The sequence below is a fragment of the Kyrpidia spormannii genome, from assembly GCF_002804065.1.
Lineage (GTDB): Bacteria > Bacillota > Bacilli > Kyrpidiales > Kyrpidiaceae > Kyrpidia > Kyrpidia spormannii.
The window spans coordinates 208,753-222,381 of the sequence record NZ_CP024955.1 but is presented as its reverse complement, the minus strand read 5'-3'; the positions used below and the strand labels follow the sequence as shown (position 1 = coordinate 222,381).

The window sequence follows — 13,629 nt, the reverse complement described above, 5'->3', positions numbered from 1 at the left end:
AATTTCGGCGAACGAAAGAGAGGGCAAAAAATGGCACAAAAAAGGGAGCGCCGCTCGATAGCGACCCTCCCCGTATCTGCCGTCTCATCCAGACGCCAACCCTTAACCAGCCGTCCGCAAAAACGTTAGTTTCCCGTCCTCACTGATTTCGTACACTTTAATCTGATCGCCCTGCTTCTGGATGACGTGGCAACATTCGCGACAATAGTAGTGGTGCCCGCCGATCTTGCCGACGGTGCGCTTTCCACAGACGGGGCATACCATGTGGGACCCCACCATCCTTTTCAAGTTGACACCATGTCTCCGGAACAGAGATAACGACGACTCGGCTCTACGGAAGCCTCTCATTCCGAGTAGCCTCCCTTAGAGCCATCTGACACGTCCCCGGTGTACCACCGGCGGCAGTTTCACCATGCGGAAACCTAAATTATAACATAACAGACGCTCCGCGGCACCAAACCGACCATCGTGATCGGCTCGGTGCAGATCGTCCTTACAATAATTCTAACCAAATTTCTAGTTTCCGCAATCCATATTTTCACACGTCCCTGGGGCCCCCATACGTTGACGACCCATCATGTGAAATTATCGCCGTATTGCTCCCTTATGCAAGCCCAGAGAACAACATTCGGCCCAACACTTCTATCCTAATCAAGCCGATAACTCGCGAAAGGCTCGCTTCTCCGGAACGGTTCACTGATCCGATCCAGCTCGGCGGCCAAATCCTCATCCAAAATGACATCCGCCGCCCGCAGATTCTCTTCGACCTGTTCGACCCGGGTGGCGCCGACGATCACCGTCGATACAGCGGGCCGGCTCAACAACCAAGCCAGAGACAGAGCTCCGGGAACCAGACCCCGCTCCTCGGCCAACCGGGAAACCTGGCGACCCAATTCGAGCCGGGCCGGGTCAAGGCGTTTGGCAAAATTCGGATCCTTATCCGCCCGGGACCCTTTGGGGGCATCGTCTTTGGAGGTGTATTTCCCCGTCAGAATGCCACCCGCTAGGGGAAAGTACGGAATGATGCCAATCCCCTGGTCCAGACACAGCGGAACCAATTCGATCTCCACCGTTCGATCCGCCAGGGAGTAACACGGCTGTATGGAGACGTACCGGGTCAAGCCCAGCCGGTCGCTCACCCCCAGGGCTTTCATCAATTCCCAAGCCGTATAGTTCGAAGCACCGATATAGCGAATCTTACCCGCCCGTACGAGATCATCAAGGGTGCGAAGGGTTTCCTCCAGAGGGGTATAGGGATCAAAGGTGTGAATCTGATAGAGGTCGACATAATCCGTTTTCAACCGCCGCAAGCTGCGCTCCAGTTCCCTCTGGATATGATAACGAGAAGCTCCTCGGTCGTTGGGTCCGCTGCCGCAGGGGAGCCCCGCCTTCGTTGCGAGAATGACCTGGTCCCTGCGCCCCTGGAGAGCTTCGCCGATGATCTCCTCGGAACGAGACCCGCTGTAGATATTGGCCGTATCAATAAAATTGACTCCTCGATCCAGGGCCGCGTGGATAACCCGGATCGACGTCTCCCGGTCCGCCCGGGAACCAAAGGCATTGGTTCCCAGGCCCACCGCAGAAACTTCCAGGCCGCTGGCGCCAAGCCGCCGATACTCCATTCCTTGACCTCCCCGATCCGCCAGAATAATCAGCCCCCGGAGGTGATCCGACCTTCATCCCTCCGGCCAAGAAACCCCGCCTTCAACGATAATCCCGTCAGAACCCGTCCAGGTCTCCAAGCTGCCTTGCGGCGCTTGGATGACGATCATATACAAATCTTCATTCGAGTTGTTCCGCCATGCTCGCGTTCCGCCCGGAGCCACGCGCACCACGGTGCCCTCCCGCAGGTCGATGACATCCCCGTCCACCTGAAATTGGCCAGATCCTTTGATGCATATGTAGAGCTCTTCATTGTTTTTATGTTGGTGGGCAAAGGGAGCAGACTGACCGGGACCGATCTTGTTTAAAGAGACTTCCATCCCCGTGAGGCCGAGGGCCCTTTTCAAAAATACCTTGCCCGGGCTTTTCGTTTTGACCTGATCCAACGCACTGAACTCACCCGCATGGACGACGGAGTAGTTTTTCCCTTCCGCCGCAACACCCAACACCTCGCCCACGTTCATCCCTCCTCGCCATGATTCAACCGGCGCCCAGGGCGCTCCTGGGCCGGTCGGTCACTACACCCATCGCCATTATATTCTATCCTCGGAAAATATACTAGCCCCGCGAACGTGTCCCACCTCACTTGGCCCAATAACCCCGCTCCGGAAGCAGCCCGTATTCCCTGAGCACCTTCCCCGTCTCCTCCAGGGCCAAAGTGGGAATCTGCTGACCGCCGCGCACCCGGGGCCCGGAAATCTCTACCGCGCCCGGGCCATGGGCGTAAAAGTGGTCGATCAGTTTGTTCGCCGCCGCAAACGCATTGCTCACGCCCAGTGTTTGCGCGAGGCCGAAAGCCTTCTCCATCACCGCCGTCAGGCGCCGGGACAGGTCCTGGGCCGCCTCCTTGTCTCCCTTGCGCCAGGCGTCAAACATCCGGGCGTACGCCTCGCCGAAGGCATTGGCGGTGCTGAGCAAAAACCCATCATAAATGCCGCCGGCCTCAGCCCACCACTGCAGGTAATCCCCTTCGGCCCCCCTCATCAACCGAATGTGCCCCCGTACCTCAGCGGACGCCGCACACCGGTCTTCTCCACTGGAGTCTTTCAGGGCGAGAACATTGCCGAACTCTTCGATCAAGCGGCCGAGGGTCTCGGGCTCCACCCGACTTTGGGTCACTTGGGGGATTTGGTAAAAACAAAGCGGGGCTCCGGTTTCTGCCACCTGCCGGAGGTCATCATAAACCCGATCCTGGGTGACACCCGGACCTCTTGGGGGACAAACGGCAAATCCGGCGATCCGGCGCTTCATCAGGTCCTCGGCACCCCCGGGAGCCAAGCGGTCCATCCATTGCCGGATGCGCGCCGCCGCTTCGTCCCCCCTCCCCCGCAGGACGCCGATCCAGAGAAACAGACCTTTTTCTTCGGCAACCCGCAGAGCCAAGTCAACCCACTGATCTTCTTCGTCTTCTGACATTTCCCAACCATCACTCGTGGACCCGGGTACCAAAAATCCGGAGACCCACCCGGACATCCACGCGAGATGCCCTTCGATCCGCTCCACATCCAGGGACCCGTCCTCCCGATAATGGGTGATGGGCGGGCACCACAACGCGGGGAATCCTCCGGGGAAAATGTGATTCATCCACCGCTCCCGCTCACGATCCGCTTGCACCGCTTTGGCCATCCCCTTTCATACGCGATTACGTAATGGCATTTCCGCGGAGAATTCACCACCGCCACCACTTGCCGCCCAACGATGTCCGACGGATCATATCGCCTTGTGATCTGGGCACTGGATCGCTTCACTCCGAGCGAGCCAAAATCGATCTCCATGCGGATCGCCGGCACCCGGGCTTCGGGAAAGGGTTCCGCCTTCACCACAGTCCCAACCCGAATATCGAGTTTCGCACAATCCTCCACAGTGGCCATTTCAGCCTCCTATTCACTCTGTTGTTTATTTTAGCATATTTAAGGCCGCCGGTTCCCTTAACGGTTTTGTTAGGTGATCTTAGGAATAGGATGACAAAATGACCTCTCTTTTTAAGTTACGGCCTTTTATCATAGATACGGAAAACGAAATAGTTCAAGGGAGGTCATGGGAATGCCCAAGCGCAGGATGGCCGCCATGTTGGCCACCGGAGCGGCGGCGATGTTAGCCGTGACGCCGATGGCCGTCGGCGCAGCCCCGGACTGGATGGACAGTTTTTCGAACACCACCACCCCCATCAAGCACGTCGTCGTCATTTTCCAGGAAAATGTCTCGTTTGATCATTATTTTGGCACCTATCCCAATGCCGCGAACCCGCCGGGTGAACCGGCCTTTACTCCGAAACCCGGCACGCCGAAGGTTAACGGCCTCACGCCGTATCTACTCAACCACAACCCGAACGCTGCCAACCCCAAGCGCCTCGACCGGTCCCAGGCCGTGACGGCAGATATGGACCACGGATACACGGCGGAACAGGCGGCCGCTGACGGCGGGGCCATGGACAAGTTCGTGGAATCTACCGGCGCCGGCGCGGATAAATCGATCGTCATGGATTACTACGACGGCAACACCGTCACGGCCCTGTGGAACTACGCCCAGAACTACGCCATGAGCGACAACTCTTTCGGGACGGTTTACGGACCTTCTACCCCCGGCGCCCTGAACCTTATCGCCGGACAAACCCACGGGGCCATCGGGTATGTGGACGGCAAGCGGGTCGGAGACATTCCGGGAAAAATCGCCCACGGCACGCTGTTCAGCGATATCGATCCGTACTATGACAAGGCGTCCAGCCCGAAAGCCCGGATGGAGATGGTGGGCAAGAATATCGGCGATCTGCTGAACGCCAAAGGTATTACCTGGGGATGGTTCCAAGGCGGATTTCGGGACACTCAAGCCCAGCATGCCAACATCGCCGGGAACAAAGTCACCGACTATAATCCCCATCACGAGCCGTTCCAATATTACCGGTCCACCGCGAACCCCGACCACCTGCCGCCGACCTCGGTACAGATGATCGGCCACACCGACCGGGCCAATCACCAGTACGATCTGACAGATTTCTGGGCAGCCGCCGAGGCCGGCAATCTTCCGGCGGTCAGCTTCTTGAAGGCGGCGAATTACCAGGACGGCCACGCCGGCTACTCCGATCCCTTGGATGAACAGCATTTTATCGTCAACACCATCAATCGGCTGCAGCAGCTGCCGGAATGGAACAGTACTGCGGTCATCATTTCCTATGACGACTCGGACGGCTGGTATGACCATGTGATGGGCCCCTTGGTCAACGGATCGAACGATCCTACGTACGATGTCCTCTTCGGGAAAGGGGATGCGGGTACACCGAAGCTGGCGCCGTACCTGGATCGGGCCGGTTATGGCCCCCGGTTGCCCCTCTTGGTGATCTCGCCCTATGCGAAGCAGAATTATGTCGACCACACCTTGACGGACCAATCCTCGATCCTGCGGTTTATCGAAGATAACTGGAAATTGGGGCGGATCGGAGACGGCTCCTTCGATGCGGTGGCCGGATCGTTGAACGGAATGTTCGACTTCAGCCACGGACCCCGAGTGGACAAGCTGTTCCTCGATCCGGAGACCGGGGAACCGGTGCAAACGCCCCCCGTCCAGCACGCGCAACAGCAAGGGGGACCCTCGGGCGTGACCCAGGGTGCAGCCGGTGAATCGGCCGGCCAGAACTCTGGCAAAGCCGCCTCGGCCTCGGCCCTCACAGTTCCGACCCTCTCCGGCAGGTAACGGAGTCGGAGTCCCCCACAGACATCGCTCTAAGCCATCTCCGGCTCACCACAGCGATGCCCCTCTCTGGTACGGGCGCAAATCTGTCGCCCGTGCCCGGATGAGGGGCATCACCAATCTGGTCGCTTCACTCTCGGGCACATCCCGGAACAATGCCATCCCGCACCTTCGCCGTCTCTCGCGTACGGCCCCATCCGGTCCCCGGTTGTGGCCAAAGGCCGCGGCCCCGTCAACCGTAAACCGGCGTCAGCCAATCCCGATACGCCTCTTCGTACCCCCGCACAGCTCGAAAATAGACTTGCTGCAACCGCCGGGTTATGGGGCCAACTCCGCCGTCGCCCACTGGCCGCCGGTCCACCGACGTGATGGCCGCGATCTGGGCCCCGGTTCCAGCCAGGAACATCTCGTCCGCGACGTAAAGTTCTGTGCGATCAATATTGCGAATCTCATAGGGGATACCGAGATCCTGGGCCAGAGTGATGACCGCCCGCCGGGTGACCCCTTCGAGAATATCGGCGGTGACCGGAGTCGTCACCAGAGTCCCGCCCCGAACCACAAACAGGTTGGCCGAACTCGCTTCGGACACCTGACCATCGGCGGAGAGCATAATCGCTTCATCATACCCGTCTGCCGTGGCGGCATCACTGGCCAAGGCCGGGTTGATGTAGGCCCCGGTAACCTTGGCCCGGGAAGGAATGATGTTATCCGCCACCCGGAGCCAGTTGGAGACGACCACCGATAACCCTTCGGTTTTGACGTAGTCCCCCATGGGGACCGTGAAGATGGCGATCTCGTCCCGGAGACCGGATAACGTCACTTTGATGACCTGAGAAGCCTTAAATGCCAGCGGACGGATATACACATCCTCGCGGTAACCGTTCTTCTGCAAAACGCGCACCGTGATATCCACCAGTTCCTCGGCGCTGTACGGGCACTCGATCTTGAGAATCCGGCAGGAACGATGCAGTCGCTGGAAGTGCTCCAGACCTTTCAGCATGTAAAGCTGTCCTTGGTCAGGATTCCAATAGGCCCGGATCCCCTCGAAACAGCCGGTGCCGTAATTGAGTGCATGGGTGGTGATGTTGACATTCGCATCAGCTAAAGGAACAATCTCACCTTTAAAGAAACAATATCCTCCGCTGATCTCCTGTTTCGGCGACGGACCTTGGGCCGAAGACTGGGACATACCATCGTCTCCTTTCGCGGGTCAGAACAATTCCGCGTATTCCTGGACCTCCCAGTCCGTCACGTGGTCGTTGAACCGCTGGATCTCGTTGCTCTTGACCGCAACATACGATTGGCAAGGCTCGTCGGCAGGGGCCCGCCCCCATCGATCGCACGGGCGTCTTCGTTCACCACCGGATCCGGCAGGGGGTTCGGTTTCGAATCCCGTCAACGCCCGCCGCGCACATAGCCGCGATCATGAGGTGCGGGTTGTGATCCGCCCCCGGGAGGCGATTCTCAAGGTGCGTCCCTTGCCCCCGGGCGTGCGGCGCCCGGATCAAGCACATGCGGTTCTCAAACCCCCACGTGATGTGACTGGGAGCAAACGTATAAGGGCGCAACCGACGATACGAGTTGATGGAGGGGTTGGCCAAGGCACACAGGGCCCGGGCGTGGGTGAGCTGTCCAAAATGCTTGAACACATCGCTCATGCCTGGGGGTCCCGGGGATCATAAAAGGCATTCTCCCCCGACGCGCTCCAGTACAGAGAATGGTGAAAATGCGCCCCACTGCCGCTGCGACCGCTCCAGATCAAACAGCACGTTGTCCACTTCCGCCTGCTTCGCCTCGGAGTAGCACTGCAACCCCGTCCAGGTGGGTTCATACCCGCTTTTATCATACCTGTGGAAGACGTAGAATTCCATCTCCACCGCCCCGAGGGCCGACAGTCCCTCTTTTTCTAGTTCAGACCATTTAATCTGAATAGATCGATCGGACTACAAGAAAGGAATTGATATTCTTATGAGGCGATCGCCTTTCCAGCACCAATAGATTATCATTGGACTCAGAGAGCTTTTGTCACCAACGGTGCCGTTCGAATCCGCATCAAAGCTGATAAAGGGAGAGAAGAAAGCAATGCCATTTGAAGGGAAAGTCGCGATCGTTACCGGCGCCGGGCGGGGCATCGGCCGGGCCGTTGCCCGGGCTTACGCCAATGCCGGAGCCCGGGTGGTCTTATCCGATCTTGATCCCGCGGGATGCGAGGAGACCGCTCAAGGCTGGCCCGCCGGCGCATTTTACATTCAGATCTGCGACGTGCGCCGGCCCGAGGACACGGTGGCCTTGGCCGAGGCGGCTCATCAGCGGTTCGGGAGGATCGACTTTTTGGTGAACAACGCCGGTATCGGCATTTGGAAGTCACCTTTCGATCTGTCTGTGGAAGAGTGGGAAGACGTGCTGGCCACAAACCTGCGGGGCGCCTTTCTCTGCAGCCGGGAGGCGGCGCGGGTTATGCGGGAAACAGGAGGCGGGGCCATCGTCAACATCGCCTCGACCCGGGCGCTCATGTCCGAGCCGGGCAGCGAGGCTTATGCGGCATCCAAAGGCGGCATCGTCGCCCTCACCCACGCCTTGGCGATCTCTTTGGGGCCGGACCGGATTCGGGTCAACTGTATCAGTCCCGGATGGATCGAGACGGGAGATTACAATGCCCTTCGCCCCGTGGATCACCAGCAGCATCCCTGCGGCAGGGTCGGCCGCCCTGAAGACATCGCCCGGGCTTGTCTTTATTTGACCGACCCGGACAACGATTTTGTCACCGGGGTGAACCTGGTGATCGACGGCGGCATGACCCGGAAGATGATTTATGTGGACTAAACACCCCCTGTGCGGGATATCCAACGGTGCACGGCCTCATGAGACTTCATTCGGTCGACCGCCCCGATGGGCCTCGCGACCTGCCCTTCGGCTCCAATCTTTATTTGCAGAACCTATTTTTTATTCAGGATGGCTATCGTGCATCGTGACACACAGATCAACTTGCCATCTTCGTCGGTAATCTTGATATCCCAGACCATGGTCGATCGGCCGCGGTGCAGCGGGACACCTGTGGCCGTCACCACGCCGTTCGATTTGCTGCGTATGTGATTGGCGTTGATCTCCAGGCCTACCGGCTGCTGACTTTCCTTGTCGATCAGGTTCCATGTCCCGACAGTCGCCACGGTCTCCGCCAGCACCACTGAAGCACCCCCGTGCAAAATGCCGGCGGGCTGCTTAGTGGCCCCCGTGACGGGCATCGTGGCAATCACCCGTTCCTCGCCCACCTCCACAATTTCAATCCCCAGGACTTCCAAGATCGTATTTCGTGTGTCCAATCCCAAGTTCACCTGGTTCAACCTCCCCGGTAGCCGTGAATCCTCTTCCGCACAACTCAAGGCTTCCTGTATTGGCTCGCTTTTCCACGATGATGGGAGTGGTGCGAGGTGCCGCCCAGACACCGGCCGCCGCCAGAAGCCCAATCACCGACCAAGTAGCCTGTCGCAACAAGCCGCCATCCCATGACCTGATGACTGCTTCCACCGGCACGTCCCCCGGGACTTACTCCCTGGCGGGCGCCGCCAAGACAAATGTATTTCCGTCTGGATCCTTGAAGATAGCTTCGACACCGCCCCACTCCGCACGGCGGGCGGGTTGGACAAACTCAACACCTCTGCTCGCCAGATCCCGGTACGTCCCTTCCACGTCGTCACACGTGAATGCCACGTTCTGGAACTTACCGATGAGATGTTCATGACCGGGCGGCGTGAACAGCACCACAAGCGTGTCTGCCCCTGGCGGCTGCAGTTCAATCCACCGTTGTCCGTTGCCGAAGGGCTGATCCGTAACAACCTGGAACCCCAATTTCTCCGTGTAGAACTTCAGCGCCCGGTCTTGATCCGACACTGGGATGGAAACGAACCGGACCCGAATCATGATACCCCTCCTTTGAAGATTCCAATGGACGTGGATATGTACATTTTAACCTTATTTCATGACTCCGGCAAAATGACGACGGCAGCCAGGGAGTTACATCCCCAGGCTGTGTTGGAGCGGATGAGCATGGCCCAAAACCGGCCAAATTCTCTTACTGTATTACTGTTGGTGCAGTCCGCGACGTTGTCGCCACCACTGCACCACGACCGCCAGGAGAGGGATGACCATTGCGGTAAACGTAAAGTATCCCCACGCCGTGTACAGGATAAAATTCATTAAGCTAACACTGTTATGAATCAAAAAAAGGCTTCCCGTCCATACGACTGCTGCCCCGCTCCACACGGTTGGCCGGTAGTGCCGGAGTCCAAACCAATGGCTCAGTCCGGTTGTGAAAATGTAGTGGATTAAGGAGAGCTTCACAAAGATCGTTGTGATGACCCCCATCACATAGAACGTATCCAAACGTTCTAAAAAATCTCCTATCCGGATCGTTCGCACCACTTCCAAGATTGGATAGATCGAGTAGGTCACGCTCGGACCGAGGATCATGGTTATTGTGAGTTCCGCCACAACACCGGCCAAGGTAATGATAAGGATAGTGATCAAAAGGTCTTTCACGAGCCGTTGTTGTTGGACCTCCTCCCGTAGTTGCAGGACAAAAAGAAATTCCCAGGCATACACCCACAACACGACCCCTGCTTGCAAAATCGGTTTCCAGCCGTCCGCCAGAACGGGGTGAAGATGAGACGGGTTAGCATGTTGCACGGACAACAAAAACAGGATCAGCGTAATGCCGATACCGAGCGGAGTAATGATTTCTCCCACTCTCCCGACAACTTCCGCACCCAGGTATACTGCGTAAGCAACGGGAATCATGAAAACCGCTGTGACCACATAATTTGGCGTCGCCGGAAGGACAGTGATATTCAAAAACAGACTGACTTCACGAAGGACGAAGCACTCGGTAAGAAACGTCATGTACAGAAACCAGAGGCTTGCCACCCGTCCGACTATAGGACCAAACGCCATGTGGTAGCCCTCGACCAGTGATTGACCGGGGAACATCCTGCGAAACAAAGCGATCACCCCGGTGACGACCACGCCTCCAAATGCGAAGAGAAGGGCGGCGATCCAGGCGTCGTGGACGACGAATTGTCCGATCGCGAAGGGCATCGTAAGAATGCCGGTACCCAGAATGAGCCATGTGCTCAAAAACACGAACTGAACGCGGGACAGTTGTGGGTGCATGGAGGCCTCCAAAAGTTGCCGGTCTTTTATAGCGGATCCCGTTCCGCCTGACCCGGCAGGGGCTTCGGTATATCCGCGCTCCTGGTGGAATCGACGGGCTCCATGGTTTTAGGGCGCTGGCGCATCTGCCACCACGGTGGTCTGGTAAATACATCTTTGATGTCGGGCCACATAAAGGGCGCAATCGGCGACAGGTACGGAACCCCAAAGGAACGCAGGGAAACCAGGTGAGTCCACAAGAGCAACACTGCGATAATGATCCCGTATAAACCCAACACCCCCGCGAGGATCAAGACGGGGAAACGCAAGATTCGCAAGGTAATGGCAATGTTGTAGCTTGGAATGGTGAAAGACGCAATACCGGTCAAGGCCACAATGATCACCATGGCCGGCGTCACAATGCCTGCGTTCACGGTCGCCTCCCCAATCACCAAAGCCCCGACGATACTCACCGATTGACCCACAGCTTTCGGCAGGCGAAGCCCCGCCTCCCTCAGGGCCTCGAAGGTGATCTCCATGATCAGGGCCTCCACCACCGACGGGAAAGGAATTTGTTCGTGGGTCGACATCAGAGTCATCAAGAGGGTTGTCGGAATCATCTCCTGATGGTAGGACAACAAGGCCACGTAAGTGGCCGGCAGCAGGAGGGCCATCCAAAAGAAAAGGTGTCGGAGTAATCGAACCGCCGCGGCCATCGTATATCGTTCAAAATAGTCTTCCGGAGACTGTAGAAAATTGACGAAAATGGCCGGCACCAAAAGCGCATTCGGGCTGCCGTCGACAATGATTCCCACGCGCCCCTGGAGAGCCTCGGCAGCCAGGCGATCCGGCCGTTCCGTGTACTCAATTGTGGGGAAGGGGGAAACAGGGGCGTCATCGATCAGTTCCTCGATGTACTCAGAATCGAGGATGGAATCGACATCGATCCGCTGTAGGCGTTCCCGACATTCTTCCACAAACCCCGGTTTCACGATACCCTGAATGTAAACGAGGGCGACCGTTGTCTTGGAGACTCTTCCCAGCGTCATGTATTCCACTTTTACCCGGGGACTCTTGAGCCGGCGGCGAATGAGCCCGAGATTGGTTTCCAAGCTCTCCGTAAATCCTTCTTGAGGCCCTCGCACCACCGACTCCACGATTGCCTTCTCCACGGCCCGGCCCTGAAAGTCCATCACGTCCATGGCCAAGGCTTGGTCAAAGCCATCCATGCAGAGAACCGCCTGGCCGTTCCCAATTGCCGTATTGATTTCTTCCATGGTCTTCACAGTCTTCAGTGACACCGTTTGCAGAGCTTGTTCGAGGTCATCGAAGGACACGTCGGGTCCATCCCAGGTGGCAAGTGGTTCAAGAAGCCCCTCCTGGGCCAATTCCTTGCCGATCAGGGCGTAAATCCACACGACAAAACCCCTGCGGTTCCCGACCTGAACCCAGCGAAACCGGACGTCGTCACAGTGCCCCCACACTTCGGCCAGTCGACCGTACATCTCGTCAATGCTTTTGGACAACTCGTTGTAACCTTGCGGGACTTCGGGAGCAGACCATTCGATTGGTTCCCTTCGGCCTTTTTTGTCCCGCCTTGCGCGTTTTCGCCGCACTCATACCACCGGACCTTGTCTGAAGATCGCCACTAGAGCATTATTCCAAAACACGCGTCCATTTATACAAATTGGCAAAATGTAATCCGGAGTATGCAAACCATGCATTCGATAGCCTGCATTATTTTCGCATAATATGACTCATTATAAATCCGCTTTTGGGCAATGTTGGCATTTTGGCTAGACTATAACTCAAATCCTGAGCCGGAACTTGAAACTGAATCTTATTGACAAGGAAATCCAGGGTCGCTTTCATAATTTCAACGGTGATACCCTCGCCCGGACAGCGGTGCCCCTCAGCAGGATCACCTCCACCTTGGGGAATGAAATCAAATAAGCTGCTCTTCCATTCCTTAAATCGCTCTGGCCGAAATTCATTTGGATTCTCCCAGATCCGGGAATCATGGTTCGTACCGTATATATCGAGCAGTACGAGCATTCCTGTTTTGAATTCGCAGTGATTCCAAATAAAATCCTTTCGCACCCTGGCACCCAGAAAAGGGGCGAATGGGTAGTAACGCCGAACTTCCTCTACGAACATTTCAAGATAATTCTCGTCACCTGAGCGTATCTTTTCTTTACATTCTGGATGCTCATGCAACGCCAAGGCCGAGAAGGTGATGAACGTTGCAATAGCGACAATCGGCCGCAACACGTTGATGAGTTCTACCGCAGCCATTTGGGTATCCAGTTGGTTACCATTGAGATCACTGTGAAAAGCCATCGCATGAAGTGCTGAATCTTCCTTAACCTTCAGCTTCCCAGATCGGACTTCTTCTATGACCTCTCTCATCCACTTTTCAGCTTTGGCTCTTGCTCTCCTTCCTTTCCAATGCCGTGGTCCAATCGCTCCAAAAGCATCAACCATTGCACTGAAGTCGCCCGCCCGCTCTTTTACTTCTGATTCTTTGAGTGGAATTCCAGCCCAATGGCATGCTATCCGGCATAAAACATCATTTGCTTCCTCAAAAAGTACAATCTTCCCGCCACCTTCCCATTTGGGAATAGAAGCTTGCCACTGTTCCATGGCAAACTCGGCTAGCCGTTTTTGATTGGGCGGAGTCATCAATGACATAAAAAGAAGCTTGCGGTGAATATGCGCTTCACCGTCCATAGTTTGGATTGCATTCACACCGAACAATGTTTTTTGCACCCGTTTGGGTAAAGCACCATTTCGTTGGAACCGTTCTGGATCGTAAAACACTTTTGCCGCTTCTTCCCCACTCATGCAAATCACCTTCTGTCCCAGTAAGCGTGCTTCAAATAGATCGCATTGATACTGGTCAACCCTTTTTTTGATAAACAGATAACCATCCTGCATCAGTTCGAGACTGTTATCGAGACCTTTAGCATGAGGGACTTGTCCGTTCATGGCTATAAATTCATCTCCTCCTGGACTCAAAAGAAGAAATTCCAATATGGAACACCACCCCTTAGTATTAAGCGCACCCGTGTTTTCTAAACATGGGGTACGGATCCCCCGGAAAATTTGGCGATGTCATCAGGCTGTCCGCCTTGTCCC

14 protein-coding genes are annotated in these 13,629 nt (G+C 56.5%); 2 read left to right on the top strand and 12 right to left on the bottom strand.

Annotated features, from left to right (window positions below):
• Positions 1-647: 647 nt before the first annotated feature.
• From CVV65_RS01255 to CVV65_RS01240, 4 genes are all read right to left on the bottom strand, one after another.
• A complete protein-coding gene (locus CVV65_RS01255; RefSeq protein WP_100666615.1) occupies positions 648-1,622 on the bottom strand; it encodes an aldo/keto reductase in 975 nt (324 codons plus the stop codon).
• 54 nt (positions 1,623-1,676) lie between these two features.
• The gene (locus tag CVV65_RS01250) at positions 1,677-2,120 is read right to left on the bottom strand and encodes a cupin domain-containing protein (protein WP_232796666.1); all 444 of its coding nucleotides are present in this window, start codon (positions 2,118-2,120) and stop codon (positions 1,677-1,679) included.
• Between the two features lie 124 nt (positions 2,121-2,244).
• On the bottom strand, positions 2,245-3,276 hold the full coding sequence (locus CVV65_RS01245; RefSeq protein ID WP_157935329.1) for a dihydrodipicolinate synthase family protein: 1,032 nt from the start codon (positions 3,274-3,276) through the stop codon (positions 2,245-2,247).
• Positions 3,243-3,533: a hypothetical protein gene (locus CVV65_RS01240; RefSeq protein ID WP_100666612.1), complete on the bottom strand. Its 291-nt coding sequence runs from the start codon at positions 3,531-3,533 to the stop codon at positions 3,243-3,245. Before CVV65_RS01240 ends, CVV65_RS01245 begins: the two co-directional genes overlap by 34 nt.
• Positions 3,534-3,705: 172 nt before the next feature.
• On the opposite strand from CVV65_RS01240, the gene CVV65_RS01235 reads away from it, so the two are divergent.
• Positions 3,706-5,349 (top strand): alkaline phosphatase family protein, encoded by a 1,644-nt coding sequence (locus CVV65_RS01235; protein ID WP_100666611.1) that lies wholly within the window; start codon positions 3,706-3,708, stop codon positions 5,347-5,349.
• Between the two features lie 229 nt (positions 5,350-5,578).
• Here CVV65_RS01235 and CVV65_RS01230 read toward each other — a convergent pair whose 3' ends face one another.
• From CVV65_RS01230 to CVV65_RS01220, 3 genes are all read right to left on the bottom strand, one after another.
• A complete protein-coding gene (locus tag CVV65_RS01230) occupies positions 5,579-6,535 on the bottom strand; it encodes a branched-chain amino acid transaminase (RefSeq protein ID WP_100666610.1) in 957 nt (318 codons plus the stop codon).
• Positions 6,536-6,701: 166 nt separating this feature from the next.
• Positions 6,702-7,004 (bottom strand): type I glutamate--ammonia ligase, encoded by a 303-nt coding sequence (locus tag CVV65_RS01225; RefSeq protein WP_100666609.1) that lies wholly within the window; start codon positions 7,002-7,004, stop codon positions 6,702-6,704.
• An 18-nt stretch (positions 7,005-7,022) separates the two neighbouring features.
• Entirely contained in the window at positions 7,023-7,217 is a 195-nt protein-coding gene (locus tag CVV65_RS01220) for a hypothetical protein (protein ID WP_133121181.1), read from the bottom strand.
• Between the two features lie 211 nt (positions 7,218-7,428).
• Here CVV65_RS01220 and CVV65_RS01215 point away from each other — a divergent pair, with 211 nt between their 5' ends.
• Entirely contained in the window at positions 7,429-8,169 is a 741-nt protein-coding gene (locus CVV65_RS01215) for an SDR family NAD(P)-dependent oxidoreductase (RefSeq protein WP_100666607.1), read from the top strand.
• A 113-nt stretch (positions 8,170-8,282) separates the two neighbouring features.
• Here CVV65_RS01215 and CVV65_RS01210 read toward each other — a convergent pair whose 3' ends face one another.
• The 5 genes from CVV65_RS01210 to CVV65_RS01190 form a co-directional block, all read right to left on the bottom strand.
• Entirely contained in the window at positions 8,283-8,678 is a 396-nt protein-coding gene (locus CVV65_RS01210; RefSeq protein ID WP_100666606.1) for a PaaI family thioesterase, read from the bottom strand.
• Positions 8,679-8,889: 211 nt separating this feature from the next.
• Positions 8,890-9,264, bottom strand: coding sequence for a VOC family protein (locus tag CVV65_RS01205; RefSeq protein ID WP_100666605.1), 375 nt, complete (start codon positions 9,262-9,264; stop codon positions 8,890-8,892).
• Between the two features lie 159 nt (positions 9,265-9,423).
• Entirely contained in the window at positions 9,424-10,512 is a 1,089-nt protein-coding gene (locus tag CVV65_RS01200; RefSeq protein WP_100666604.1) for a GerAB/ArcD/ProY family transporter, read from the bottom strand.
• A gap of 26 nt (positions 10,513-10,538) precedes the next feature.
• Positions 10,539-12,017: a spore germination protein gene (locus tag CVV65_RS01195; RefSeq protein WP_232796665.1), complete on the bottom strand. Its 1,479-nt coding sequence runs from the start codon at positions 12,015-12,017 to the stop codon at positions 10,539-10,541.
• Positions 12,018-12,228: 211 nt separating this feature from the next.
• On the bottom strand, positions 12,229-13,479 hold the full coding sequence (locus CVV65_RS01190; RefSeq protein WP_100669087.1) for a CYP152 family fatty-acid peroxygenase CypC: 1,251 nt from the start codon (positions 13,477-13,479) through the stop codon (positions 12,229-12,231).
• Between the last annotated feature and the right edge of the window lie 150 nt (positions 13,480-13,629).